This window comes from Mesorhizobium sp. LNHC252B00, assembly GCF_000502955.1.
Lineage (GTDB): Bacteria > Pseudomonadota > Alphaproteobacteria > Rhizobiales > Rhizobiaceae > Mesorhizobium.
In genome coordinates this window covers 123221-149186 of the sequence record NZ_AYWO01000012.1, presented here as the reverse complement: position 1 = coordinate 149186, position 25966 = coordinate 123221, and the positions used below count along the sequence as shown (strand labels likewise).

The following is a 25966-nucleotide window of genomic DNA, read 5'->3' as shown; positions in this document are numbered from 1 at the left end:
CCAGAGGTCCTTTCAGAATCGATTTCCGCACACCACACAAGAGTCCCTTTGTACTCATGTGCGATTCCCCTGCCCTCAAGGGGGGAGATCACGCCCTTCGCGCCCTTGCCCTCGCCCGACCCAACACCAATTCATCCCCATCCGCGTCAAGCAACTGGAGCCAGACGCCCATGACCAAGACAACAATTCCCGTCCATCTCGATATCAACGGCCACCATCACGAGTTGCAACTCGAGCCGCGAGTCACGTTGCTCGACGCCTTGCGCGACCGGCTCGGCCTGACCGGCACCAAGAAAGGCTGCGACCACGGCCAGTGCGGCGCCTGCACCGTGCATGTCGACGGCGAGCGCGTGCTGGCCTGCCTGACGCTGGCCGCGCAAGTCGAGGGTCGCACCGTCACCACCATAGAGGGGCTTGCACGTGAGGGCGAACCGCATCCCGTGCAGGCTGCCTTCCTCGAACAGGATGCCTTCCAGTGCGGCTATTGCACGCCAGGCCAGATCATGTCGGCGGTGGCCTGCATCCGCGAGGGCCATGCCGGCTCCGATGACGAGATCCGCGAATACATGGCCGGCAATCTCTGCCGCTGCGGCGCTTATCCGCACATTGTCGCCGCCGTTCGCCAGGCTGCATTGGAGGTCGCATCATGAGGGATTTTTCCTATCTGCGCGCCGGCTCGGTCGATGCGGCAAGACAGGCGGCCGCCCTACCCGGCGCCATGCTGTTCGCGGGCGGCACCACGCTCATCGACCTCGCCAAATGCGGCGTCGCCGAGCCCGAGACACTGGTCGACATCACCCATCTCAAGGGGCTGAACGGCATCGAGCTCAGCGAGAGCGGAGCCACCATCGGCGCGCTCGCCAAGATGAGCCACGTCGCCGACCACGACGGCATCAAGAGCCGCTTCCCAGCCGTCTCGGAAGCGCTGTGGCAGGCGGCTTCCGCACAGATCCGCAACATGGCGACTATCGGCGGCAATCTGATGCAGCGCACGCGCTGTCCTTACTTCCGCGATCCGGCGAATTTCCCCGCCTGCAACAAGCGGGAACCCGGGAGCGGCTGTTCGGCCATCGGCGGTGTCACACGGGGCCATGCGGTGCTCGGCACCAGCGAAGCCTGCATCGCCATGTATCCGGGTGACCTCGCCGTGGCGCTGGTCGCCTTCGATGCGATCGTGCATCTCGGCGATCGCCAGGTCCCGGTGGACGATTTTTTCCTCTTGCCCGGAACGACGCCGGACAAGGAACACGCGATCGAACCGGGCGAGATGATCACCGCCATCGAGATCCCCGGCTCGGCCTCTGCGCGGCGTTCGACCTATCTCAAGATCCGCGATCGGCAATCCTATGAGTTCGCCGCGGCGAGTGCCGCCATCGGCATCGAGTTCGAAGCCGATGGGCGCACCATCCGTGACCTGCGCGTCGCGCTAGGCGGCGTCGCGACCAAACCTTGTCGGGCGCGAGCCGTGGAGGATGCGCTGAAGGGCAAGATGCTGGAACCAGATGCGGTTCGCGCTGCCAGCCTGCTCGCGATCGAAGGCGCCGTCGACCATGGCGCCAACCATTACAAGCTTGAACTGGCGCCGCGCGTTGTCGCGCGCGCCATCCTCAAAATGGGAGAGACGGCATGACCGTTCACAACATCAGACATGGTGATGCATCCGACGGCGCGCTGGCGGAAGTCGTCGGCGGCCGTCTGTCGCGCGTCGACGGCCCGGCCAAGATCACCGGCACAGCCAAATACGCCGTCGAGCGGCAGCTCGAAGGCCTCGCCTACGCCGTGTTGGTCGAAAGCACGATTGCCTCGGGCAAGGTGCGCGAGATCAACGCCAATGCGGCTGAAGCAGCACCCGGCGTGCTGCAAGTGCTGACGCCGGACACCATCATCAGCCTGAGGACCGCCTCGGACTGGTTCGGCACGCCGCCGCCCGACAAGCCCTATTGCCCGCTGGCGCGCGACATCACCTTTTCGGGCCAGCATGTCGCCGCTGTCGTCGCCGAAACCTTCGAGCAGGCGGTCGCCGCGGCAGCCCTCATCAAGGTCAGCTATGACGAGACGCACGCCATCGTCGACCTTAGCGACGCCAAGGCCGGCGACGGCATCCCGATCGACGCCATGACCAAGGAATGGGGCGACGCGCAAGCCGCTTTCGCCTCGGCCCCAGTGCGCATCTGCGCCGCCTACAACACGCCGCGCGAATACCAGGCGCCGATGGAGCCGCATGGCCTGATCGCCCGCTGGGAGAGCGACCGCCTCACCGTATGGGAGCCGAGCCAGTGGCTGGACGGTATGGCGCGCACCTATGCCGAATGGTTCGGCGTGCCGTTCGAGAATGTGCGCTTGGTCTCGCCCTATATTGGCGGCGGCTTCGGCTCCAAGGCACTGGCGCTCAGCCATGGCGCGGTGGCGGCATGTGCCGCCAAAATGCTCGGCCGGCCGGTGCGGCTGGTGATGACGCGGCCGCAGACCTTCACCGGTTACGGCGGCCGCGCCGCGACGCGCCAGACGGTAACGATCGGCGCCGACCGGCAAGGAAAAATCCAGTCGATCGTGCATCGCGGCGTCAATGAAACATCCATCGACGGCATGTGGGTCGAGCCGCTCGGATCGGTCACCTCGATCATGTACGCGACGCCGAATTTCTCGTCCAAGCAGAATGTCGTGCGGGTGAATTCTGTAGTGCCTGGCCCCATGCGCGCGCCGGGCGAAAACCCCTCTGCCTTCGGCATCGAAAGCGCCATAGACGAGCTCGCTTACGAGGTCGGCATCGATCCGCTGGAGATCCGGCTTAGGAACTATGCCGAACAGGATCCGGAAGCGAAAAAAGCCTGGTCGACCAGGCAGTTGCGCGAGGCCTTTGCCGCTGGCGCGGAACGCTTCGGCTGGTCCAGGCGCACGCCCGAACCGCGCTCCATGCGCGACGGCAATCAGCTGATCGGCTGGGGCGTTGCGGCGGGCACCTATCCCGTGCGGCGCGCCTATGGCGAGGCGATCGTGCGCATCCTGGCCGACGGCTCGGTCGAGGTCGAAAGCTCCTCGATCGACATGGGCCAGGGCACCTACACCATCTTGGTGCAGACCGCCGCCGAGACGGTCGGGGTGCCGGCCGACCATGTCGTGGTGAAGCTCGGCGATTCGCGCTTGCCCCGCGCCGGCGTCGCCGGCGGCTCGCGGCTGGCCGGCGTGATGACCGGTGCGGTCCATAAGGCGGCGACCTCGGCGCTCGACCAGTTGATCGGGCTGGCGATCAGCGATCCACGCTCACCCTTCCACACGCTGCAGGCCAACACTTTGGTTGTCGCCAACGGCCGTATGTCGTCGCCACGCGGCGACGGGCCTGATGTCTCGATCTCCGAGCTGCTCAAAAGCGTCGGCCGCGACCACATCGAGGCCACCGGCGACACCATGCCGGCCAATTCGACGCCAGAGGATCGCTACAAGAACTACACCACCATCGCCATGGCGTTGCCGCACACCGAAGGCGACTATTCCCGCCACTCCTGGTGCGCGCATTTCATCGAGGTGCGCGTCGATGAGGATTTCGGCACGGTGCGGGTGTCACGCGTGGTGTCGGCGCTGGATTCCGGCCGGCTCTACAACCCGAAGCTCGCCGAAAGCCAGTGGAAGGGCGGCATCATCATGGGCATCGGCCAGGCGCTGCTCGAAGAAGGCATCGTCGACCGCCGCCATGGCCGCATCGTAAACAACAACCTCGCCGATTATCTGGTGCCGACCAATGCCGACATTCCCGACATCGAGGTAATCTCGGTCGGCATCCCCGACCTGCATTCCTCGGTGCTCGGCGGCAAGGGTGTCGGTGAACTGGCCATCGTCGGCGTCGCCCCCGCGATCGCCAACGCGGTGTTTCATGCGACGGGCAAGCGGGTTCGGGATTTGCCGATCACGCTGGAGAAGCTGATCTGAGGGTGAGAGCGTGATCTCCCCCCTTGAGGGGGAGATGGCCGGCAGGCCAGAGAGGGTCGGTTCGACTGGGCTCGGCCCAATGCAGCAGATCAGGTTGGCGCTTCACGCGAGACGACCCCCTCTGTCGCCTTCGGCGACATCTCCCCCTCGAGGGGGGAGATTATCCGCTTCACCACCACTCCAACCCGAACACCAGCTTGCCGAAGTGCAAGCCGCCGGCGGCCATGTGGGCGTAGGCTTCGGCCGCTTCATTCTGTGAAAACACCTTGTCGACGACCGGGTCGATCCTGGCCGCACCGATGGCGCGGACGGCGTCGCGTAGGTCGGACACCGATCCGGTGTTGTTGCCGACCACTTTCAGCGCCTTGATGATGATCGGCAGCAGATTGATCGTGGCCTCGGCGCCGGTGACGAAGCCGATGGTGAACAGCGTGCCGCCGGGCGCGGTGGCGTTGATGGCGCGGGCAAAGGTTGCCGTGCCGCCGGTCTCGACGACGAGGTCGGCGCCGAGGCCGCCCGTCAGTTCCAGCACCTTGCCGTCCCAGTCAGGCGTCGCGCGGTAGTTGATGAGATGATCTGCGCCCAGTGCCTTCGCCCGCTCCAGCTTCTCGTCCGACGACGAGGTGATGATGACGGTGGCGCCGGCAGCTTTCGCAAGCTGCTGGGTGAAGATCGAGACGCCGCCGGTGCCGAGCAGCACGACGACCGAGCCCGGCCCGACATCGGCGGCGCGGATCGCGTTCCAGGCGGTGGTGCCGGCGATCGGCAGCGTCGACGCCGCCTCGAAGGAGAGATGCGCCGGCACCGGCACGACCGAATTTGCAGGCAGCGCGACATATTCGGCCAGCGACCCCGGCAGCGAGATGCCGCGCATCTGCCTCATCTCGTAGGGCCGCGGCCGGCCGCCGATCCAGCGGGGCTTGGCATGGGCGACGACGCGATCGCCGGCTGCGAATCCCGTAACCCCCTCGCCCAGCGCGACGATCTCGCCGGCGCCGTCGGCGACCGGGATGAGCGGAAAGCTCGGTCCGGGATAGTTGCCGCTCGCGACCGCGACATCGACGAAATTGAGGCTCGCCGCACGCTGGCGGATCAGCACCTCGCCGCGCTGCGGTTCGGGGGTGGCAATGGTGGCGGCGCGGAAGGCGTCCAGCCTGGGTTGGCTCAGCTCGATGGCTTTCATGGTTTCACTCCTGTGGGACGATTGATGGCTTGAGTGCATCTAGCTGCTGCGGTATTTCTGGATAATCCCTGCTTTTTACATTTGAGTACTGTAATCTATGCAGCAATCTCGCGAACCGTTGACCCTTGCCGAAATGGCTGCTTTCGCGGCCATCGCGGAGGCCCGTTCCTTCACCAGGGCGGCGGCGCGTGTCGGGCGCGACTCGACCATCCTGTCACGGCGCCTGCAGTCGCTGGAGGAGCGGCTCGGCGTCAGGCTGCTCCATCGCACGACGCGCAGCGTGTCGCTGACCGAGGCGGGTGCCGAATTCATGGTGCGGGTGCGCGCCATCCTCGCCTCCGTGGACGAGGCCGAGGCTGCCGCGTCGGCGCATGCCGGCGGAGGCCCACGCGGCCTGCTCAGGCTGGCGCTGCCCGGCACGTTCGGGCGCATGTGGATCGGGCCGCTGCTGCCGCAATTCCTTGCCGAGTTTCCCGATGTCCGCATCGAGGCCGAATTCTCCAACCGCTTCGCCGATCTGGTCGCCGAGAATTTTGATGTCGCCGTGCGGCTCGGCGCTCTGGAGGATTCCCGCCTGGTGGCCCGCAAGGTGGCGACACGGCGGCGACTGCTCTGCGCCGCCCCCTCCTATCTCGCCCGAAGGGGCAGGCCGGAGACCCCGCAGGGGTTGCTCGAACATTCCTGCCTGGGCTTCAGCGGTTTTCAGACCTTTCCAGCCTGGGAGATGACCAACCGCGAGGGCCGAAGCGTGCGCGTCGAGGTGTCCGGCCCGTTGGTCACCGATGATGCCGAGGTGTTGGTCGATGCCGCCGTGCAAGGCGTCGGCCTGATGATGAGCACGGACTGGCTGGTCGGCCGCGAACTCGCCGACGGACGGCTGGTGCCAATCCTGGAGGATTGGACGCTGGCCGACGAAGGCGCGATCTATGTCGTCACGCCCTCAGCCAAGGGACAAGCCGCCAAGACCCGCGCCTTTGCCGACTGGATCGGCAAGCGCTTCGCGCCGGAACCGCCCTGGCGGCGGTGAGAGTTGGCAAAGTGATTGGCCGGCAGGCAGAAGGGGGCGCCGTCCGGTGCAGGCGCAGTACCCTTGCCGCATTGCGCAACGTCGAGCAGATCGGCAGGTACGGGTGGCGTTCGAGCGCGACCAGTTCTATCCGGTCTCCTGTCCGGATCGCACCATTTGGCTAACCGGCGCCGATATGGGCGCCATCACTGAGGTGCAAGCGGCGTGCCTATGTCCGAAACGAGCTTGACGAGATCGGCTTGGCGTCTCGTGCTGGTTTTGGCGAAGATTCGGTTGAGGTGGGTCTTCAAGGTGTTTTCGCCGATGCCGAGCGCCAGCGCGCTCTTCGACGCGGACAATCCGCTGCCGATGCGCAGCAGAACCCGCGCCTCCGCGGGCGTCAGGTCGAACAGCGCGGTGAGAACGGCTTCCGGAAGTGGAGAAGAAGACGTCGTGGTCGAAACGAAGACAGCGGCACATGCCGGCCGGAAAGCCGCGCGCGCGGTTCCCTCGGTCAGCGGCAATACATAGGCGACGGCGGGCGGCTGACCGGGAGCCGAAATGGGCAGGCCTATGCCGCGGGAGCCGAGCGAAGCGTCCTCGCTCGCGGCACTGGCGATTGCCTCCAGCAGGGCGCGGGCTGTCACCAGGTTCTGCGCCTGGAGCAGGCCGTTCCTGGAAAGAATGGGGCCTTGCGCCGAAAACATTCGATCGGCCGCCCCATTGGCATGGAGGATTTTTCCGTTGGCGCCGGTAAGAACGACGGGCACAGCGAGATGGTCGAGCGCTTGGCGATAAAGGTTGGCGGTAACGCGGGCCTGATCGAGCAGGTCTCCAATCATCGAAGCGCGGCGCAGATGCGGCGAGAGCAATGCCAGGAAACGCTGTTCCTCGATTGAGATGACCTCCCTGCTGGCCCGCGTGGTGCAACCCATGAGCCCGATCCGGTCCGGCGTATGAACGAATTTGGTGATGCAGGCCTCGCGCAATCCCTGCGGTTTGGCCCAATTCTGGAAAAATGGCGTCTCCTGGAGTTCGGCTTCGCTCATATGCGACAGCGTCGCAACAGGCGTGTCGATGTCGCCGACGATCGCGGCCTTCAGTCCGGGAATTGCGTCAAAATCATAGTCCTCCTGGAGCACGCGCATTTGCACGGGATCCCAGGGCGATTGAGCCGCGAAGCGGCCACGATTGCCGGCAGTGCTGGCAAGCGCGATGGTGGTGTAGGCCGCGTCGACCGCCTCTGTGATCCGGGTCATTACCCCGGCCCACCCGTCGGGGTTCAAAACGCAATCGTAGATATCGCCGATAATCGAGGAAAGGACGTCGCTGCTCAGCCTCTCCATCATGCCTCCTGCACGCCCCGATCTCGCTTCGGAGGATTTCGCGAAGTCACACTTTTGGGTGACGCCACGCGTGGTTGAACTCGATTAAGGATATAAATTCGATCAGTTGACACCAGGCGGCCATTGTCGCTGGTTATTCTTGAAATGGAAAGCATCGCGCTCGCTATATTAGAGAACGCAAATATATCGGGTACACAATTGCCACAAAAGACGGTGTTTTCATCGGCTCAATTGCCCTCGCATCTCAGTGATCGCGATCGATTTTCCCTCTGGCAAGACATCCACCTCGCGGAGATATGGTCGGTCGAATACGGCATGTCGGACAACCTGCCTTTCGAAGCCGCGATCGAAGCCACGGCTGTCGGGTCACTGGTTCTTGGCCAGATGTCCGGAACGATCAAGCATGCAACGAGGAAGGCAAGCAATATCGCCGATGACGGCAACGACGGTTATCTCCTGCTGATCAACAAATCCGACACGCTGCTGACCGGCGCACAGGTCGGCCGCGACTATGGTGTCGGACAGGGTGAAGCGGTCCTGGTGACGGCATCGGAAGCGCTGAAAATGCACGGTTCCGACAGCAATGTGTGGACAAACGTGGTGGTCCCCCGTGCAGTCCTCACCCAGGCCTTCCCGCAGATCGACGACAGGCTGGCGTTGAAGATCGGCGCCGAGAACGAAGCTCTCGATTTTCTCAAGCGTTATTGCCAACTTCTTGAAACCGGCCGCCCTCTCGTCTCGCCCGATTTGATAGCGCACGCGACGCAGACAATCGTCGATCTGATCGGCCTGGTGACAGGCGCCAAGGGTGAGCCCGCCGAACTGGCCGGCTTGCGCGGGCTGCCAGCAGCCAGGCTGCAGGCGGTGCTGGCAAAGATTGCCGAGAATTTTTCCAACCCCGGCATCTCGGCGCAGGGCGTCGCGCAAGAACTCGGCCTGTCCGCGCGCTATGTTCAAGATCTCCTGCAGGAGACCGGCATCAGCTTTTCCGAGCGCATTCTCGAACTTCGCCTGCAGCGCGCTCATAAGCTGCTTTCGCAGAGACAGAATAGCGAGATGCGCGTCAGCGAAATCGCCATGATCAGTGGCTTCAGCGATGTGTCGTATTTCAACCGCTGCTTTCGCCGCCGCTTCGGCTACACGCCAACGAGCGCCAGGTAGAATCCGGATACCGGAAACACGACGCGATTTCCGAATCCCTCTCCGTCAAAAGCCGAGATCCCGCGGCGATCGATGGCGCCAAACTGCCACAGTGCGCGGAAAAAGCACGGCACTTCGCTCCAGTCCAATTCCATTGCGGTCCTGCCCAAGACAACAGCTGGGCTCCAATGACATGTCAGCCTCAGGGTGAAACGACTATCATGTCAGGGGTTTGGATGCCGCAGAACACATTTGGAGGCCGCAAGGCAAAGGCGTTGAAGTATCTGGCGCTGACGTCGACCGCTCTGGTCGGTCTTGGCCAGCCAATCGCCGCCACCGCCGCCGATATCTGGTTCGGCACCACCTCCACGGATTGGTTTACGGCCGGAAACTGGAGCGCTGGGTCGGTGCCGACGGCGGCCGATATTGTATATATCAGCACAACGACACCGAATCCGACTGCTATCAACGCTGGCAGCGCTTTTGCGGACGATATTTACCTTGGCTTTACAGGTTCTTCGGACGGCAGCCTTGTCATTTCGAACGGTACGTTGACGAGCGGCCGAGCATTCTTATCCTGGGGGGATAACTCGACTTCTGACGTCACCGTAAATGCGGGTTCCTCGTGGACCAGCAGCAGCAGTCTGGTGGTTGGTAGTTTCGGGCTGGCTACGCTCGATATCCTCAATGGCGGTGTCGTGACGGATGTTGTTGGTATTGTTGCCGGCGGCAGCAACGCTCAAGGAGTCGTAAAGATCGACGGCGCCGGCTCGATGTGGCTTAACAGTGATAGCCTCACGGTCGGCGGTTCCGGCGTTGGCGCGGTAACGGTTTCCAACGGCGGCAAGGTCAGCAGCGACAGCGCCTATATTGGCCGATATTCAGGTTCGACCGGCTCGGTGACGATCGATGATGCGACCTGGACAAACAATGGAGCGCTCTATGTCGGCCATGATGGCGACGGCGAGCTGGTAATCAAGAACGGCGGTGTGGTTAGCAATGCTGATGGCATAATGGGCTACAGCACCGATTCAAACAGCCAGGTGATAGTCGCTGGCGCCGGCTCGACCTGGGCCAATAGCGGGTCCTTGACCGTCGGCGATTCCGGCAAAGGCTTTCTTGTGATCGACCAAGGCGGCGCGGTCAGCGATGACTTGGCCCATGTCGGCAACGCGGTGGGCTCGACCGGCATTGTGTTCGTCGACGGTGCCGGCTCGACCTGGACCAACAGTTCCGCCCTGTTCGTCGGCGAGCAGGGCACCGGCGCTCTGGCGATCACCAATGGCGGCGCGGTCAACAGTGATCTGGGCTTCGTTGGCTATGGTGTGGATTCCGTCGGCACGGTGGCGGTCGATGGCGCGGGTTCGAAGTGGACGAACAGTTCGGATCTGTTCGTAGGCGGTGGTGGCACGGGCAAGCTGACGATTTCGAATGGCGGTGCGGTCAGCAGCGCCAAGGGCTATGTGGGCTACAACTCGACCGGCACGGTGACGGTCGATGGTGCCGGATCGAAGTGGACGAACAGTTCGGATCTGTTCATTGGCGGTTTCGATACAGGTAGCCTGACGATCTCGAACGGCGGCACGGCCAGCAATGGCGGGGGCTATCTTGGCTACGCTGCCGACTCGGCCGGCACGGTGGCGGTCGGCGGTGCGGGATCGAAGTGGACGAACAGCGGCGACCTCTATGTCGGAGGTTTTGGCACGGGCGCGCTGACGATCTCGAACGGCGGCGCGGTCAGCAATGGCTCGGGTTTCGTTGGCTACACGGCGGACTCGGCCGGCACGGTGTTCGTCGACGGTGCCGGCTCGACCTGGACCAATAGCGGCGATCTGTATATTGGTAAGGGCGGCGCCGGCACGCTCCATGTCTCAAACGGCGGTGCTGTGTCTGACGTCAATGGACTTGTTGCGGTTGATACAGATTCCTCAGGCGCGGTAACTGTGGATGGCCCGGGATCGACCTGGACCAACAGCGGCTATCTTGAGGTAGACGGCAATGGCACCCTCGCCATTACCCAAGGCGGCACGGTCACCAGCAGCAGCGGCAGTGTCGGCAGTGGTCCGGGAACGACCGGCACGGCCACCATTGATGGCGTCGGCTCGAATTGGACCGTCGCCAGCAGTTTGATCTTGGGAGTGGCCGGAGACGGTGTCCTTGCCATCAGCAATGGCGGCCTGGTGTCCGATGTCAACGGGCTTGTCGGATACTACGGTGGGTCCAGCGCATTGGCAACAGTCGACGGTTCTGGGTCCAAGTGGTTAAACAGCGGCGATTTATCGGTTTTAAGCGTCGGCACGGTGTCCGTCACCAATGGCGGCGAGATCACCGACACCAATGGCAAGATTGGGACAAATGGCGGTGATATCGGGACTGTCAAGGTTGATGGCACGGGGTCGAAGTGGACGAACGGTGCGGACCTTTACGTCGGCATCGACGGCGCTGGCACCCTGACCGTCGCCAATGATGGTGCGGTTACGGTTGCCGGAAACTTGCTCATCGCTGATCAGGCCGGGTCCACCGGCACAGTGAACATTGGCGGCGCGGCAGGCGCCGCGGCGACGGGCGCCGGTGTCCTCGGCTCGGCCACGTTCCAGTTCGGCCTCGGCACCGGTGCGCTCAATTTCAACCATACCAATACAAATTATGCGTTCGATGCCGGCATCAGCGGGCTGGGGACGATCAACCAGATCGCCGGCAATACCAACCTGACAGGCAATTCGAGCGGCTTCACCGGCGCCACCAATGTGAGCGGCGGACGGCTGGCCGTGAACGGATCGCTGGCGAGTTCGCTTGTGACCATCACCGGCGGCATGCTGGGCGGCAACGGCACGGTGGGCGGCATCGTGGCACAGTCGGGCGGCATCATCGCACCGGGCAATTCGATCGGCACGCTCAATGTCGCGGGCAATGTCGACCAGGCGGCGGGCTCGATCTACCTGGTCGAACTGACCTCGACCGGCACGTCCGACTTCCTCCATGCGGCGGGCGCCGCAACGATCGACAGCGGCGCGCTGATCGACGTGGTCAAACTCGACGGCGCACCCTATGTGGGGGGCACGCATTACACGGTGCTGCAAGCCGATGGCGGCGTCACCGGGACATATACGTTTGGCGGCAACACCGGGACGGCTTTCCTCGGCCTGGTCGACAGCTACGACGCCAACCACGTCTACCTCGATGTCGTCCAGAAGACCTTCGCCTCGGTCGGCCTGACGCCCAACCAGATCGCCACCGGCACCGGCGCCGAAAGCCTTGGCAGCGGCAATCCGCTGTTTGATGCTATCTTTGCCTTGCCGAGCGAAGCCGCCGCGCAAGATGCCTTCGACCAGCTCTCCGGCGAGATCCATGCCTCGGCCAAGGGCATGTTGCTGGAGGACAGCCGTTTCATCCGCGACGCCGCCACCAGCCGCATCAGCGCCGCCTTCGGCGATGCCGGCAGCACTCCTGCCCTGCCCGTCATGGCCTATGGCGAAGGCGGGCCTGAAATGGTCGCCGCCGACACCGACCGTTTCGCCGTCTGGGGCCAGGCTTTTGGTTCCTGGGGCAATACCGACAGCGACGGCAACGCCGCCGCCTTCGACCGCTCGACGGGCGGCCTGCTGGCCGGCGCCGACACCCAGCTCGGCACCTGGCGCGTCGGCCTGCTCGGCGGCTACAGCCATTCGTCCTTCGACGCCGATGACCGCAATTCATCGGGCAAGAACGACAGCTATCATCTCGGCCTCTATGGCGGCACCGATTTGGGCGCCATCGCCTTCCGCACCGGTGCGGCCTACAGCTGGAACAGCCTCTCGACAAAACGCGCCGTCGCTTTCAATGGTTTCGCGGACGGGCTGTCGGCCGACTACGATGCCGGCACGGCGCAAGCGTTCGGCGAACTCGCCTACAAGGCCGATGCCGGGCACTTCAAGTTCGAACCTTTCGCCAACCTCGCCTATGTCAGCGTGCACACCGACGGCTTTACCGAAACCGGCGGTGCGGCGGCGCTGACCAGTGCCGGCTCAACCACCGATGCAACCTTCACAACGCTCGGCCTGCGTGCTTCCACCGATTTGGGCCTCGGCGAGATCAAGGCCACGGCGCGCGGCATGCTCGGCTGGCGCCATGCCTTTGGTGATGACATCCCGACCTCAAGCTTCGCCTTCGCCGGCGGCGATCTCTTCACCATCGCCGGCGTGCCTGTCGCCAGGGACGCAGCAGTGGTCGAGGCTGGCCTCGACCTGAACATGTCGGCCAATGCCACGCTGAAGCTCTCCTACACCGGACAGTTCGGCGGCGGCACGGTCGATCAGGGTGCGAAGGTCAATCTCGGCTTGAGGTTCTGACCGACGCGAAGGATGGGGGCAATTCTCGAACGGCGGAGGCGCCGGAGAAGCACTCGCGGCATGAGCCTTTACGGTCCGTCGCCCCTACTCCGGCGACGGCACCGGCGGCTGCGATGTAAGCGCAGTACCGAAAGCCGCGGCAATGACGGCTGCGATCCCGGCGCATTGCGTGGTGGTCAGGCTCTCGTGCAGGAACAGGAAGCCGGCCAGCGCGCCCAGCCCCGGCTCCAGGCAGGTCAGCGTGCCATAGATGCGGGCCGGCATTCGAGTCAGCGCCACCATTTCCAGAAAGAACGGCAATGCGCTGGAAAACAGGCCGACGAGCAAGGCACTGCCCAGGATCGATGGCGCGAGCAGCGCGGTTCCCGCTTGCGCCGCGCCGAAGGGCAGCACAAGCACGGCGGCGATCGCCATTCCGTAGGCCGTGGTGCGGGTGCCGAGCTCCGCGCCCGCCTTCTGGGCGAGCACGATATAGAGGGCCCAGAATCCGCCCGCCGCCAGCGCCAGCATCACTCCGGTCGGGTCGAGCGGTGCGAGTGAATGAACGAACGGCGACAACAGCACGATGCCGGCCACCGCCAGCACGATCCAGGCAAAGTCGCTGGCGCGCCGCGACGCCAGCGTGGCCACCAGCAGCGGTCCGGAAAATTCCAGCGCTACCGCTATGCCGAGCGGGATGGTGGCGAGCGCGGCATAGAACAGAAGGTTGAGCGCACACAGCGTCACGCCATAGGCGACCAACCACGGCATGGTGGCGCGCGAGGGCCACATTTGCCAGGGCCGCAGCACCGCGATCAGCATCAGCGCGCCCACGACGAGCCGCAGCGTCGTCGTGCCCTGCGCGCCGATCAGCGGGAACAAGCCCTTGGCGAAGGTGGCGCCAATCTGGATCGACACCATGGCGCCCATCAGCGCCGCGATGGGCAGGGACGCCGCCTCGCGACGGGCAATTGACGTCGATGTCATTTGGTTCGTCCTCCCTGCCGCCCGTCGCAAACTCGCCTAACGGAACAGGAAATACGGGGAACCGGCCCGCCTGTCGTGAGGCAGCGCCGGCGGCTTGATGGGGCAGGACAGCGGATCGTTCGGGCTGGAGCAGACGGTGGTGTTTGAGGGGGTGTGAGATAGGGCCGCAATTGCCAAGGCGCGGCCCGCTTCACACAGGCAGGCGAGCCATCGTCGCTGAAATACGGCGGACGGGCCGTGCAACCAACCGATTAAAATGGCAACCATGCTGCAGCGCGCAAGCCGCGCAAGCAAGCTGAATTGCTGGAAAAAGTCGCCGAAACGTGGGTATCTGGCCGTTTTGTCGATGATCTGGCGCCTACTCACCGAAGTGTTTCAGCTGGGTAAATTTTTTGTGTTGCGCTGCACAATGGCATAGCCGATCCATCTCCTGGGGGACTTTTTGCGACTGGACACAGGCCGTGGAGGAACCGCCAGCTTGGCCAACTTGAGTTGTCCCTACCTCGATTTCGAGCCCGGCCGGGCCGGAGTTGCAAAGCGTGGGATCGGCGATGCCGGCACCCTGCCGATCGAGCCGACCAGCAGTCGGCTTCATCGCGGACATCGCGCCGGCGGAAGCCGCCGATGAGAAACGCCCGCGACATCCAGCTCGATGCACTCAGGGCCGTCGCCGTGACGATGGTCATGTATTCCCATTTCTTCGCGGCGGGAGGATCTTCATTTTGGGGCCATATCGGCGTGCGGCTGTTCTTCGTGCTGAGCGGCTTCCTGATCACGCGCCTGCTCCTGGAAGCGCGTTCGGCCGCCGAATTCGAGACCGGCCCCGCGCTGCGCTCCTTCTACATCAGGCGCGCGCTGCGGATATTCCCGCCCTATTTTGCAGTCCTGGGTTTCGTCTGGCTGGTCGACCTGGACCAGTCCAGAGGATCGCTGGTCTGGCACGCGCTTTATCTGTCGAATTTCTGGTATGCGCTGCGCAATGACTGGACACCCTGGGTGCTGTGCCATTTTTGGAGCCTGAGCATCGAGGAGCAGTTCTACCTTGCCTGGCCACTGGTCGTCCTGCTCGCCCCACGCAGGCGCTTCGAGACGATCTGTATCGGCGTCATCGCGCTGTCGCTGGCCTATCGCTTCTACTGGCCGGTCACCGCCACTCCAGCGCTGGCACGCGACCTGCTGCCGCCGGCATCCATGGATGCGCTGGCGTCGGGGGCGCTGCTTGCCTGCTGGCGGTCCAGGGGCGCCGGCCTGCCGCAATGGATGCGACTGGGCTGGCCTGCCTTCGCGGCGGCATTCCTGATGATCGAGTGGTTTGTCCCGGCGCCTGCCGATCCGATGCTGGAATGGGCCCATTGGCTGGTGCGGCAAGTCCTGCCCCTGGTGCCACTGATGGCCATTGTCGCCGCCTGTTCGCGCGGCCTTGGCGGCCGCCTCGGCAAGCTTGCCGAATTGCCGCCGCTGCTCGGCCTAGGCCGTATCAGCTACGGCGTCTATCTCTATCACCCGATCTTGCTGTCGCTCGCCGTCAAGTCGCAGCCCTGGATTCCGCTCAATGTCTCGGAGCACGGGCCAGGGCGCTTCGTGGTAGCGAGTGCCGCCACGATCGTCGTGGCCTGGATTTCCTGGGTGGTTTTCGAAAGGCCGCTCAACAGCCTGAAGCACCACTTCCCCTACGTCGCGCGCGCTCGTGCCGCGCAGGCCGGCCATACCGGCTGGCTCGCGATCGCGCCCGGCGGATCGCCCGATGGCCGCCAATCGCTCGACATCCAGCGAACGGATGTGACGCGATGACCGCCGCGCCGCTCGTCTCCGTGCTGCTGCCGGTCTACAATGCCGGGCCCTATCTCGCCGCCGCGCTGGGAAGCATCCTGCGGCAGGATTACGGCCGCCTGGAGATCGTCACGATCGATGACGGGTCGACCGACAATTCCCTCGAGATCCTCGAGCGATACCAGAAGGCCGACAGCCGCATCTCGATCATCTCGCGCGAAAACCGTGGCCTCGTCGCGACGCTCAACGAAGGGCTGGCGCTCGCCCGGGGCGAATTGGTCGCGCGGATGGACGCCGACGATGTCGCCTATCCCTGGCGCTTGTCGCGCCAGGTGGCGCTGTTTGAGCGGCGGCCCGAACTCGGCTTCTGCGGCGCCGGCGTCGACATGTTGATCCGCGGCCGCATCGCCAGGGGCAAGCCCGATCCGGTGTTCCAGCTCGGCCGCATCCCTATACTGGCAAAGTTCTTCACGATCTTCATGCATCCGACGGTCGTCTACAACAGGGAGGTCATCGACGACGATGATCTCCACTACGACCAGGCCTACAGGCACGCCGAGGATTTCGATCTTTTCAGGCGGCTGGCCGGCCGTTACCCAGCGGCCATGATGCCCGAGAACCTGCTCATCTACCGCGTCCATCAGGAAAGCGTGACCAGCCGGCACATCAATGAGATGCGCAGGACGCATTTGCGGATCGTCGCCGAGAACCTGGAGCGCGAGGGCCTCGCGGAAGCAACGCAGGACTTGCGCGACATCGGCGATGCCGTCAGCCACGATACGGTTGCCCGTGCGGCCAACTTCATCCTCCAGCTGGAGGAGGAGATTTGCTCCCTGCCCGCCGCGACCCGGCCAAGCTTCGAGGCCGGCGCGCTCAACCTGTTCTATTTTCTCTACCAGCTCGTCGCCGACGAAAAGCAGCCCCCGCTGACGCACGAATTGCTGACGCGGACCGCGAAGTGGAACGTCATCCGGCGCCGCGAGCAATATGCGCTGCGTCCCGGCACCTGGGCGCCCTGGCTCAGCCTTGCTTCGCTGTCGGCCAGCAGGCAGGCAGACGCCTTGGCATACTTCTTCAAATCCGCTCCTGCTGCTGCGGTTTTGGCACCTTATCGGTTGAGTTAGAGGAATGACCGTCAAAGCCAACCAGCCCCTGCAGCGCGATCGTTCGTCGGCTGCGCTTGGCGTCGCTCCGGCCGTTCCCCGCCCGGAACGCTCGCCGCCGCAGGTCAGCTTCATCATCTGTACGCGCAACCGTGTCGCAGTGCTCGAGGCCTGCATCAAGTCGGTGCAGGCCGCGTGCCGCGCCTATGCCAGCTTCGCGGCTGAACTCGTGGTTGTCGACAACGGTTCGAGCGACCGCACGGCCGAACACCTGGCCAGCATCGCCGAACTGTCGGATGTTCCCTTCACGGCCATTTGCGAGCCGCGCCCCGGATTGGCGGCTGCCCGCAACGCCGGGCTGAGGCGCGCGCGCGGCCGCGTGCTGGTCTTCGTCGACGATGATTGCGCGGTCGATTGCGACTATTTGCGCGATCTGGAGCGACATTATGCGTCCGGGGAAAAATGGCTCATCCGGGGAGGCCGAGTCGAGCTTGGCGATCCCAGGGATCTGCCGTTCACGATCAAGCGGTCGCGTGTGCGCGAGCGGCTGACGCCGGATGTTCATCCCGGCGGTTTTGTACTGGGCTGCAACATGACGATGCACCGCGATGTCGCGGCCCGTATCGGCGATTTCGATGAACGCTTCGGCGCGGGCGCGCCATTGCGGGCGGCGGAGGATACCGATTACCTTGTGCGAGCGGTGTTGCTCGGTTTCGCGGTCGAGTATGTCCCTGATATGACGATATTCCATCATCACGGCCGGCGGGATCGCGGATCCATCGAAAAGCTTCACCGCGACTACAGTCTCGGCAATGGCGGGCTCTGCCTGAAACATGTTCTCCATGCGCCCTGGCTGCTTCGTCATTTCTACTGGGCGGCGAGAGGCGCATTGCGGGAACTGGCGGGCGGGCCTGTCTTCGATCGTGAACTCAATCTGCCGCACTGGCCGATCGTCGCCATGAATTTGCTCGGAGCGGCCAAATTCGCGGTTCTTCTGCTGGCAAGACGGCCGCAGGCCGAGCCGCTGCGGCAAGACCAGCAAGCCAATGCCCAGGCGAGGTGAAACGCTATAATGCCGTTGCTACCGCCAAGCCTGCCGATGCTGTTCCGGGCGTTCGGAAAGCGGCAACTGCGCCTGCTTCCGGCCGTGGTGGGTCTCGGCCTGGTCAGCGCCGTCCTCGAAGGCTTCGGCATCGGTCTGATCATCCCGTTGCTGGGTATCATCATGGGACACGGGGAGGCGCCGGGAATGGGTGGGTTCTCGGCGGTCCTCCAGCACGTCGGATCGGGCTTGAGCGAGCGCGACCGGCTTGTTGTCATTTCGATCGCCATCCTCGGCTCGATCATCCTGAAGAACGTTTTCGCCTTCGCCAACACGCTGCTCACGACCTTCATCTATGGCAAGGCGAGCCATTCGATCCGCAGCGCGTTGTCGGAGCAGCTCTTGCGGGTCGGCTATCCATTCTTCCTGCGGCAGAGTCCCGGACGGCTGCTCAACATCATCTCCAACGAATCCTGGCGGGCGTCGGATGCGATCCAGATCATGCTGTCGGCCATCGTCAGCGCATCGGCCGCCATCATCCTGTTGGCTTTTCTGCTGCTTCTTTCGTGGCGCATGACGCTGTTGGTCACGATCGGACTGGCGCTCGTCCAGATCGCGCACGCCATCCTCTCGGCCAATCTGAAAGAGCCCAGCCGCAGCGTCGCCTCGCGCAACAGCCACCTCGCCTCGCAGATGCTCCACCTGGTGCATGCCGGACGCCTGATCCGCATTTTCGGACAGGAGAGCCGGGAAAAGGCGATATTCGATACGGCGTCCGATGCGGTTCGCCGCGCCTCTTTCGCACTGCTAGTGCGCCAGGGGGCGTTGCCGCCGCTGACGGAGGTTCTCCACGCCATTCTGTTCCTGGCGGTGGTGATCGGCGCCTGGCTGGCGCAGGTGAGTTTTCCGCTGATCATCGCGTTCGTCATACTGCTCTACAGGCTGCAGCCGCACATGCGGGCCCTGCAAGGGTCGTGGAGCCAGCTGCAGGGCCTGAGCGGATCGCTCGAGGAGGTGGCGTGGATGCTGGATCCCGCCGGCAAGCCCGGGCCGCCGCAAGGCGACGGGCCGTTCCACGGGTTGCACCAAGGCATCAAGTTCGATGATGTGACGTTCACCTATTCCGGCACGGACCGGCGTGAAGTGGTGCTGCATTCGGCGACGTTCGAAATCCGCAGTGGCCGCTCGACGGCGCTGATCGGCCGCTCGGGCGCCGGCAAGACGACGATCGTCAATCTCCTCTGCCGCTTCGTGGAACCGGACACCGGCAGGATTCTCGTCGATGGATCACACCTCGACCGGATCGACGCCAGCCAGTGGCGCCGGCACATCGCCCTCGCCAGCCAGGAGCTGGAACTGGTCGATGGCAGCATTTTTGAAAACATAATCTACGGCCAGGAGGCAGCCACGGCTGGCGACGCCGAGCGCGCCGCAAGACTGGCCGAAGCACATGAATTCATCGAACGGCTTCCTGAGGGTTACGATACGCTCGTTGGCTACAGGGGCATCAACCTCTCGGCGGGACAGAGGCAGCGGATCGCGCTCGCCAGGGCGCTGGTGCGCGATCCCGATCTCCTCATCCTGGACGAAGCCACCAATGCGGTGGACGGACTGTCGGAAGCGGCCATCGTCGAGACCCTGAAGTCGAGAGCCGGCCGCCGCACGACTATCGTCATCAGCCACCATCACAGCACCATCTCGTTCTGCGACGACGTGGTGATCCTGAGCGCCGGCCGTGTGAAAAAGCAGGCGCCTTTCGGCGCCCTCGCATCGCTCAGCATGGACGAGCTTTACCAGCACGGACCGCTCGACTGATGCATGTCACCCCAAAGTGCCGAGCGGTTTGGGCCAATGACATGCATCAAAACAAGAGCTTGAAGCGCGTCGCGTGCATCCGTTTCAACCCGGCGCGCTTTGAATTGCGCTACGTCGAGGCGCGGAGATTTCTGCGGATGCGCCGCCTGCCCGCTGCACGTGCCTTCTCCGCCACGACGCCGCCAATCTCGACCACCTCGGCCTCGCGCGGCCTGGCGCTCGTCGCCTTGTGGAGCCGCTCGTAAGGCAGCAATTCCTTGATCCGCGCATTGAGCGAGGCGATTTCGGCCTTGAGGTCCTCGCATTCCTGCCTCTGGACGTCGAACTGTATCTGTTCAGATGCCTGTTGCAGCGCAAGCTGTGAAAGATTGGCGTTCACTTTCGAAAGGCTCTGCTTGTCGTTTTCGTTCTCATGGTTGAGAGCGGACAACCTTTCATCGGCGATTTTCTTTTCGGCCAGGGTGTCGTTCAATTCGCTCTTGAGCCTGGCGATCTCGCTGGCGGCCTCGCTGTTCTCGTTCGAGGTTTGCTCCAGTCGCGACTGCAGGTTCTGGATCTCCGAACCCAAGCCGCGTATTTCCGCCTGGCTGCGAGCCAGCTCGGCTTCCTTGTCGCCTTCCATCAGGCGCGCCGCTTCGGTGGTTTCCGACAGCTTCGCCTGCGCGGCCTCAAGCGACTTCTGGAGCCGCATCTCCTCTTTCTCGCTCTTGCCGAGCGCGGCCAGCAACTCGGCAAGCCGCGCTGCTTCGCTGGCATGGATCGTCGAGAGTTCGTCGAGCCTGTGGCGCGCCTGGGATTCCCGCTTCAGCGCCTTGTCGAGCTCGATCGACAGCTTGACATGCTTTTCCCGCAGCATCTTGCTCTCGCGCAAGCGCCTGTTGGCCTCGACCGTTCTGCCGGTCAGCCGCTTGGCGATGTCGCCGAACTCCGCCTCGCGTTTTGCGTTCGCATTGGCTGTCTCCACGAGTTCCAGCCTTGTCGCGGCAAGCGCCGCACGAAGCGCCTCCCTGTCCTGAACCAGGCTTGTCTCGCGCTGTTGCAGCACTTCGAAGGCGCCCTCACGCTCGCGCAGCTTTCTCACCGTGTCGTGCAGCTTTTCCGCCAGCGTTCTTTGTTCGGCGGCCAGGCTGGCATTTGTAAGCTCCAGCTCGTTGGCGCGAAGAATGTCGTTGTGGAGGATGTTGAGGAATTCGCGCGTCAGATGGTGTGAGGTCCCGATCTCCGACAGCTTGTCGTTGATCTCCTCCAGATAATCCCTGGCGTCATGGAAGAGCCCTTCAAAGGCACTCAATGCGGCAAGTCGGGTCTGGGTATGAGGCGTCAGTCGTGGCCCGTTTTCGGCACTGTCCGTATCGTCGGAACTGTCCGCGTTTGCAGCATTGGCCTCGGGTGGCGGGTCGTCAGTGTCCGCGGTAGGGACATCTTGGCTTTTTGGCGGTGCCAGCTCTTCGGCATCCAGACTTGCGTCCAGCGCGTCCGCCAATTCGATCTGCAGGTCCTGATCCGCCAATGCGACCTGCAGGTCCTGAACTGCTTTGTCTACCTCTTCAGCACGCTTGATCAGGCCTCTGAAGTTCATGGCCGAACTCCCCTTACGCACACCTCGACTGGAAACTTAACAAATTCCTAATATATCCTTACATCCGCCGATTGCGTAGGGGAAGCCCCCGTCGCAACGAAGGTTAATGCAGGACATTTTGGGCTTGGGCGCCGCGAGCGACAATGCGCGGGTGTCGGCGCTGGCCTTGCAGAACTTGGGTTCCTCGCCCCCCGGAGTGGGGGGTCCGAAGGACGGGCGAGACCCGTGGCTCGCCCCGGCAAGGTGGCTCGGGCGAAGCCCGAGACGGAGCGGGGGGATGGCTCGACTTCAATGAATTCAGAGGGAACCTGCCAGCGTCGCGCTGCCCCCTCTCCGCCTCGCTGCGCGAGGCACCTCTCCCCCGCTTTGCGGGGGCGAGGAACCCAAGTCTTGCTAAGTCACCCCGCCATGGCCAGCGCCACGGCGCTCTTGTTGGGGATCTGGATGTCGATTTCCAGCGTCGACATGGTCTCGCCGCGGTCCATCGAGACCTGGATGTAATCCTGGTCGATCTGCACGTGCTTGGCGATGACGGCCATGATCTCCTCGCGCAGGATGGAGACGAGGTCGGGCTGGCTGCGGTTGCGGCGCTCGTAGGCGAGCAGCACTTGCAGCCGCTCGCGCGCCACCGGCGCGCTGGAGCGCCGCTTGAAGATGTCGAGCAGGTTCATGCCGCCCTCCTTCCCAAAAGACGATCGAGGAAACCCTTGCGTTCGAAGGGCACGATAACAGGCAATTCCTCGCCCTCGAGCCGCCTGGCGGCGTCGAGATAGGCGCGGGCCGCGGTGTTGAGCGGCTCCGAAAGCGTCACCGGCGAACCGAGGTTGGAGGCGCGCAGCACGTCCTGGCTCTCGGGAATGATGCCGAGCAGCGGCACCGACAGGATTTCCAGCACGTCGTCGATGGACAGCATTTCGCCACGCGAAGCGCGTGCCGCGTCATAGCGCGTGACCAGCACGTGCTTGGCGATCTGCTCGCCCTGCTCGGCCTTCATGGTGCGGGCGTCGAGCAGGCCGATGATGCGATCGGAATCGCGCACGGACGACACTTCCGGGTTGGTGACGATGACCGCCTCGTCGGCAAAGCGCATGGCGAGTTGCGCGCCGCGCTCGATACCGGCCGGGCTGTCGCAGAACACGTAGTCGAACACCGAGCGCAGCTTGTCGATGACTTCGCCGACGCCCTGCTCGGTCAGCGCATCCTTGTCGCGCGTCTGCGAGGCCGGCAGCAGGAACAGGGTATCCACCCTCTTGTCGCGGATCAGCGCCTGCGAGAGTTTCGCCGTGCCCTGGATGACGTTGACGAGGTCGAACACCACGCGCCGCTCTGCGCCCATGATCAGGTCGAGATTGCGCAGGCCGACGTCGAAATCGACAAGCGCCACCTTCTTGCCGGTCTTGGCCACGGCCGCCCCGAGGGCCGCCGTCGAGGTCGTCTTGCCGACGCCCCCCTTGCCCGAGGTGACCACCACTACCTTGCCCATGAAAAAGCCTCCGTTGTTGTGTGTTCTTGCCGGGCGGCCAACGGCCGCCCCATTGTCGAATGTCAGCACGGCCAACGGCCGTCCCATTATCGAATGTCAGCTCAGCGTCGCGACGCGCAGGCCCTCTCCGTCGAGAAACGCCTGCACCGGCTTGCCGCGCGAAATGCCTTCCATCTCCTCGGCGGTGACGTACCAGCCGTCGATCGCCAGCAGCTCCGCCTCGTTCTTGCGGCAGAAGATGCGCGCGCCCTTGTTGCCCAGCGCACCAGCCGAAGCGCGCCCGCGCAGCGTGCCGTAGACATGGATCGAGCCCGCCGCGATGATCTCAGAGCCGGACGCGACCGATCCCAGCACGATGACATCGCCATGCGGATGCACGATCGCCTGGCCGGAGCGGATCGGCGCCTTGATCATCAGCGTGCCCGAAACTTCCTGCGCAAGCTGAGGCTCGCTTTCGTCCACCTTGCTTGCGCCAGCCTTGCCGGCCTTGTCGTTGTCCGGGCCGGCTTCAGGCGCCCTGCCCTCGGCCTTGCCCTCCGATCTGCCGGAAACATCCTCCCGCGCCTTGCGGCCGGGCAGCAGGCCATCCGTCGTCGCCTCCTTGGCGCCGACCAGCACCGGCGGCAATTCGGCGCCCAGCGAAGCCCCTTCGAGCTCGATGGCATAGATGCGGATGCCGCGCGTACCAAGCTCCGCCACCAGCCCCGCGATATCGCTGGGCTGCGGCTTCAGCGTGTTCAAATCCAGCAGCACCGGCCGCCCGGAAAAATAGCCCGGCGAGTTGCCGATCCAGTGATCCAGCCCCTCCAGCCAGGCCGCCAAGGGATCTTCCGGAGTCAGCGTGAAAGCGACGAAGGAACGGGCACGAAAGCGAATGGATTTGGCCTCGAGGGGAGCGGCAAAAGTCACGGCTGGCGAATCCTTACTGAGAGGTAAACGCTAGCGAGGGAATGGTTAACGAATGGTTAATGCGGAGGGGTGGTTGAGCGGCGAAACGGTGGTTCCTGACAGCTCGGGCCGGGCGCTCGCGGCAAGCATGCGCGGCCGCTCGGGCAGCCACACAAGGTACGCCTTAACGCGATCATCGCCCTGTCACAAGCAACGCCATTTACAATCCCAACGGCCGTTCAGAGCGACGGATATCAGCGCAGGTTGTCAAAAATAGTCGTGTATGACGCTTCGCCGAATACTTGTGCAATGTCACGCGCCGCGCAATGTTGTCGGCGGATAGGTTTTATTGAAAAGTGGGGGAATTGTGAAACGTACTGTATTGATAATATCGGTGCTGGCCAGTCTCGCGGGATGCGCCACACCGCCAGACAGGGATTCCAAATTCCGGCCCCTGCACCGAGGCCGAAAGGCAGCGCCTTGCCCTCATATCAAGCCAGCAGAACGAGGCTGCCACGGGTGATGCGTTGAGTGTCTTTCTGGTGTGCCAGTCGCGTCCATGTCGGGAGGCAATCGAGATCGCTGTTCTCAAGGGACGCTGCGGGGCGCCGAAAACCTAAATCGTGTGCCGCTGCTAAATTCAACCCCCCGAGAGGCTGAGGGAATATGACCGAAATTCGACTCGCAACTGTGTTGCTTGGAGCGTCTCCTTTCAAAGAAGGCAACATCAACGAGACGTATCGTGGCCAAGTCCTAGTTGACGGCGGAGAAGTGAGGCAGGCCGTTATAAAGGACCTCCATTTGGTAGAATTGTGCAACGAGTTGCTCGCCTTCTGCCTCGCAAAACACGTTGGCATACCGATTCCCGACGCCTTTATCGGACTTGTCCGCCCAGGTATACTTTCAGTGACCAAGGCTCCGGAACTGCCAAACGGATCTCGCCTAGTTTTTGTCAGCACAAATGTAAAAGTGCCCAACCTGACCTTTCGGTTAACCGGGGCAGATACGATTGGACGTATGACGCTTCTGGCCGAAGTGGCGAAGTGGGCTAACCTTGGGAAGCTCTACGCATTCGACACCTGGATCGCCAACGTTGATCGCCACTGCGGAAATCTCTTGTTTGGCAGTTCTGGTGATGCGTGGATCATCGATCACGGCCACGGATTCTCAGGCCCAGCGTGGAGTGAAGGCGATCTTGACCCCGCAAAGGACTTCAAGAGTCGGCTGGAGGACTGGATGACGCCGATGTTGTCAGCAGCTCAGCGCGGCTCAAGAAAGCAAGAGGCGACCGCGATGGAAGCGTCCATTTCTGGGTTCGATGCGACCGAAGTGTCAAAAATAAGCCGGATAGTGGATTTATTGCCACCAGAGAAAGTGACGGTCGTGAAAGCCTTTATTGAGGGGCGCGTGGCTAGGATTACTCCCGGGGCAAGCAAGGCTCTTGGTCTGCCGGTGATCGTATGACCCATTTCGAAATAGCCCATTTCCCTTCCTTAGAGCGGAGCGTCCAAGCGTATTGGGCACCTATCCTGCTAGAGCCTATTTCAGGCTCTCTGGAGCGCTTGGTTGTGGGCGTGGCAGTTGCAAACGCTGACGGCTTCCATTTGGAAGTTGCTAACGCCCTACATAGGCTTAACTGCCTTTATGGCGCCGACGCTGGCGCCGCAGCGAACGCCGTTATGCTAGCTGCCACCTATTTGCGGCGTGACCTTTCAATGCGATCCGTCGAAGCGTTGTTGAAACCCGATCCGCCGTTGTCGGGAATAGTGTTCGGCCCCAGCCAAGAAGGCGAAGGCATAAGCTTGGAAGCGCTCGCGCAAAGTTGGATGGCGGCCCTTTCATCGCTCTATATAGCGCCAGGGACAGCCTTGGTTCATTCTGTGGACGAGCCCATCGACCTCGTTGCGGCCTCAGCAAGTGGTGGTGGCGGCGATCGGCTGCCATTTCTAGTTTGCGACTATGTGAAGGAGCACCGGGCGGGATACGGTGGATATTTCAGCGCAGATCTTCGCCAAGGCCGAGCACGACGGATGAAAGGCGGTAGCCATCAGATCGTAGTAGATTTTGCAGGGCCCAAATTAGTCGCAAATTTTGGAACCCTGCGAGCTCACGCCATCACTCAATCAGTCTATCTGATTAAGCGACGGCTGTGGGATTTGAAAGTTGACAGAGATCGCGAGCCCACTCCGACATTTGCTCGGGCGCACGAGATGATCCTTCATCGCCCTCCACAAGATGACCCTCAGGTTACTCAGCAGCAACAACATACTATCGCGGAAGCGTTAAACGCTCTGGAAACTCAAGCTGACCAAGAGGAACTTCGACTTCTCGCAATGGATAGTGTCTCAGCAATCGGCGAGCGAATAATTTCTTACAATATGGCTGCCTAAGCA

Annotated in this window: 19 protein-coding genes; 12 read left to right on the top strand and 7 right to left on the bottom strand. The window is 63.2% G+C overall.

Annotated elements, in window-relative coordinates; genetic code table 11:
• Window positions 1-170 precede the first annotated feature (170 nt).
• Genes X744_RS152920 through X744_RS152930 form a run of 3 tightly spaced genes read left to right on the top strand, consistent with a single transcriptional unit; the run spans window position 171 to window position 3924 of the window.
• A complete protein-coding gene (locus X744_RS152920) occupies window positions 171-650 on the top strand; it encodes a (2Fe-2S)-binding protein (protein ID WP_023760152.1) in 480 nt (159 codons plus the stop codon).
• Window positions 647-1630, top strand: a complete 984-nt coding sequence (locus tag X744_RS152925) for a xanthine dehydrogenase family protein subunit M (RefSeq protein ID WP_023760151.1) — start codon at window positions 647-649, stop codon at window positions 1628-1630. The genes X744_RS152920 and X744_RS152925 overlap by 4 nt, the downstream gene beginning before the upstream one ends.
• A complete protein-coding gene (locus tag X744_RS152930; RefSeq protein ID WP_023760150.1) occupies window positions 1627-3924 on the top strand; it encodes a xanthine dehydrogenase family protein molybdopterin-binding subunit in 2298 nt (765 codons plus the stop codon). The genes X744_RS152925 and X744_RS152930 overlap by 4 nt, the downstream gene beginning before the upstream one ends.
• 169 nt (window positions 3925-4093) lie before the next feature.
• Here the strand turns inward: X744_RS152930 and X744_RS152935 are convergent, their stop codons facing one another.
• Entirely contained in the window at window positions 4094-5107 is a 1014-nt protein-coding gene (locus tag X744_RS152935; protein ID WP_023760149.1) for an NAD(P)-dependent alcohol dehydrogenase, read from the bottom strand.
• A gap of 97 nt (window positions 5108-5204) precedes the next feature.
• Between X744_RS152935 and X744_RS152940 the strand changes: the two genes are divergently transcribed.
• A complete protein-coding gene (locus X744_RS152940) occupies window positions 5205-6134 on the top strand; it encodes a LysR family transcriptional regulator (protein WP_023760148.1) in 930 nt (309 codons plus the stop codon).
• A gap of 185 nt (window positions 6135-6319) precedes the next feature.
• Here X744_RS152940 and X744_RS152945 read toward each other — a convergent pair whose 3' ends face one another.
• Entirely contained in the window at window positions 6320-7459 is a 1140-nt protein-coding gene (locus X744_RS152945; RefSeq protein WP_031260487.1) for a LuxR family transcriptional regulator, read from the bottom strand.
• Window positions 7460-7774: 315 nt separating this feature from the next.
• On the opposite strand from X744_RS152945, the gene X744_RS152950 reads away from it, so the two are divergent.
• Both X744_RS152950 and X744_RS1000000171045 read left to right on the top strand, forming a co-directional pair.
• Window positions 7775-8620 (top strand): AraC family transcriptional regulator, encoded by an 846-nt coding sequence (locus tag X744_RS152950; protein ID WP_245266687.1) that lies wholly within the window; start codon window positions 7775-7777, stop codon window positions 8618-8620.
• Window positions 8621-8835: 215 nt separating this feature from the next.
• Window positions 8836-12927, top strand: a complete 4092-nt coding sequence (locus X744_RS1000000171045; RefSeq protein WP_023760144.1) for an autotransporter domain-containing protein — start codon at window positions 8836-8838, stop codon at window positions 12925-12927.
• Window positions 12928-13011: 84 nt separating this feature from the next.
• Here the strand turns inward: X744_RS1000000171045 and X744_RS152955 are convergent, their stop codons facing one another.
• Window positions 13012-13893: a DMT family transporter gene (locus X744_RS152955; protein WP_023760143.1), complete on the bottom strand. Its 882-nt coding sequence runs from the start codon at window positions 13891-13893 to the stop codon at window positions 13012-13014.
• Window positions 13894-14517: 624 nt separating this feature from the next.
• Here X744_RS152955 and X744_RS152960 point away from each other — a divergent pair.
• The 4 genes from X744_RS152960 to X744_RS152975 are packed head-to-tail and all read left to right on the top strand — an operon-like array spanning window position 14518 to window position 19623.
• On the top strand, window positions 14518-15684 hold the full coding sequence (locus tag X744_RS152960) for an acyltransferase (RefSeq protein WP_023760141.1): 1167 nt from the start codon (window positions 14518-14520) through the stop codon (window positions 15682-15684).
• Window positions 15681-16787, top strand: a complete 1107-nt coding sequence (locus tag X744_RS152965; RefSeq protein ID WP_023760140.1) for a glycosyltransferase family A protein — start codon at window positions 15681-15683, stop codon at window positions 16785-16787. Before X744_RS152960 ends, X744_RS152965 begins: the two co-directional genes overlap by 4 nt.
• 4 nt (window positions 16788-16791) lie before the next feature.
• Window positions 16792-17829, top strand: coding sequence for a glycosyltransferase (locus tag X744_RS152970; protein WP_023760139.1), 1038 nt, complete (start codon window positions 16792-16794; stop codon window positions 17827-17829).
• A 9-nt stretch (window positions 17830-17838) separates the two neighbouring features.
• A complete protein-coding gene (locus X744_RS152975) occupies window positions 17839-19623 on the top strand; it encodes an ABC transporter ATP-binding protein (RefSeq protein WP_023760138.1) in 1785 nt (594 codons plus the stop codon).
• A gap of 109 nt (window positions 19624-19732) precedes the next feature.
• On the opposite strand, the gene X744_RS152980 is transcribed toward X744_RS152975, so the two are convergent.
• The 4 genes from X744_RS152980 to minC all read right to left on the bottom strand — a co-directional run bounded on the left by X744_RS152980 (window position 19733) and on the right by minC (window position 23594).
• Window positions 19733-21202: a hypothetical protein gene (locus X744_RS152980; protein WP_023760137.1), complete on the bottom strand. Its 1470-nt coding sequence runs from the start codon at window positions 21200-21202 to the stop codon at window positions 19733-19735.
• A gap of 398 nt (window positions 21203-21600) precedes the next feature.
• Window positions 21601-21873 (bottom strand): cell division topological specificity factor MinE, encoded by a 273-nt coding sequence (minE, locus tag X744_RS152985; protein WP_023760136.1) that lies wholly within the window; start codon window positions 21871-21873, stop codon window positions 21601-21603.
• Entirely contained in the window at window positions 21870-22685 is an 816-nt protein-coding gene (gene minD, locus X744_RS152990; RefSeq protein WP_031260481.1) for a septum site-determining protein MinD, read from the bottom strand. The genes minE and minD overlap by 4 nt, the downstream gene beginning before the upstream one ends.
• Before the next feature lie 96 nt (window positions 22686-22781).
• Window positions 22782-23594, bottom strand: a complete 813-nt coding sequence (gene minC / locus X744_RS152995) for a septum site-determining protein MinC (RefSeq protein ID WP_023760134.1) — start codon at window positions 23592-23594, stop codon at window positions 22782-22784.
• A 645-nt stretch (window positions 23595-24239) separates the two neighbouring features.
• Between minC and X744_RS153000 the strand changes: the two genes are divergently transcribed.
• Window positions 24240-25037, top strand: a complete 798-nt coding sequence (locus X744_RS153000; protein ID WP_023760133.1) for a HipA family kinase — start codon at window positions 24240-24242, stop codon at window positions 25035-25037.
• Complete coding sequence (locus tag X744_RS153005; protein WP_023760132.1) at window positions 25034-25963, top strand: hypothetical protein; 930 nt, start codon at window positions 25034-25036, stop codon at window positions 25961-25963. Before X744_RS153000 ends, X744_RS153005 begins: the two co-directional genes overlap by 4 nt.
• Window positions 25964-25966: the final 3 nt, after the last annotated feature.

Bases quoted from the DNA above. Each gene is read 5' to 3' on its own strand.
- X744_RS152920 (WP_023760152.1), top strand. From the start codon at position 171: ATGACCAAGACAACAATTCCCGTCCATCTCGATATCAACGGCCACCAT.
- X744_RS152925 (WP_023760151.1), top strand. From the start codon at position 647: ATGAGGGATTTTTCCTATCTGCGCGCCGGCTCGGTCGATGCGGCAAGA.
- X744_RS152930 (WP_023760150.1), top strand. From the start codon at position 1,627: ATGACCGTTCACAACATCAGACATGGTGATGCATCCGACGGCGCGCTG.
- X744_RS152935 (WP_023760149.1), bottom strand. From the start codon at position 5,107: ATGAAAGCCATCGAGCTGAGCCAACCCAGGCTGGACGCCTTCCGCGCC.
- X744_RS152940 (WP_023760148.1), top strand. From the start codon at position 5,205: ATGCAGCAATCTCGCGAACCGTTGACCCTTGCCGAAATGGCTGCTTTC.
- X744_RS152945 (WP_031260487.1), bottom strand. From the start codon at position 7,459: ATGGAGAGGCTGAGCAGCGACGTCCTTTCCTCGATTATCGGCGATATC.
- X744_RS152950 (WP_245266687.1), top strand. From the start codon at position 7,775: ATGTCGGACAACCTGCCTTTCGAAGCCGCGATCGAAGCCACGGCTGTC.
- X744_RS1000000171045 (WP_023760144.1), top strand. From the start codon at position 8,836: ATGCCGCAGAACACATTTGGAGGCCGCAAGGCAAAGGCGTTGAAGTAT.
- X744_RS152955 (WP_023760143.1), bottom strand. From the start codon at position 13,893: ATGACATCGACGTCAATTGCCCGTCGCGAGGCGGCGTCCCTGCCCATC.
- X744_RS152960 (WP_023760141.1), top strand. From the start codon at position 14,518: ATGAGAAACGCCCGCGACATCCAGCTCGATGCACTCAGGGCCGTCGCC.
- X744_RS152965 (WP_023760140.1), top strand. From the start codon at position 15,681: ATGACCGCCGCGCCGCTCGTCTCCGTGCTGCTGCCGGTCTACAATGCC.
- X744_RS152970 (WP_023760139.1), top strand. From the start codon at position 16,792: ATGACCGTCAAAGCCAACCAGCCCCTGCAGCGCGATCGTTCGTCGGCT.
- X744_RS152975 (WP_023760138.1), top strand. From the start codon at position 17,839: ATGCCGTTGCTACCGCCAAGCCTGCCGATGCTGTTCCGGGCGTTCGGA.
- X744_RS152980 (WP_023760137.1), bottom strand. From the start codon at position 21,202: ATGAACTTCAGAGGCCTGATCAAGCGTGCTGAAGAGGTAGACAAAGCA.
- minE (WP_023760136.1), bottom strand. From the start codon at position 21,873: ATGAACCTGCTCGACATCTTCAAGCGGCGCTCCAGCGCGCCGGTGGCG.
- minD (WP_031260481.1), bottom strand. From the start codon at position 22,685: ATGGGCAAGGTAGTGGTGGTCACCTCGGGCAAGGGGGGCGTCGGCAAG.
- X744_RS153000 (WP_023760133.1), top strand. From the start codon at position 24,240: ATGACCGAAATTCGACTCGCAACTGTGTTGCTTGGAGCGTCTCCTTTC.
- X744_RS153005 (WP_023760132.1), top strand. From the start codon at position 25,034: ATGACCCATTTCGAAATAGCCCATTTCCCTTCCTTAGAGCGGAGCGTC.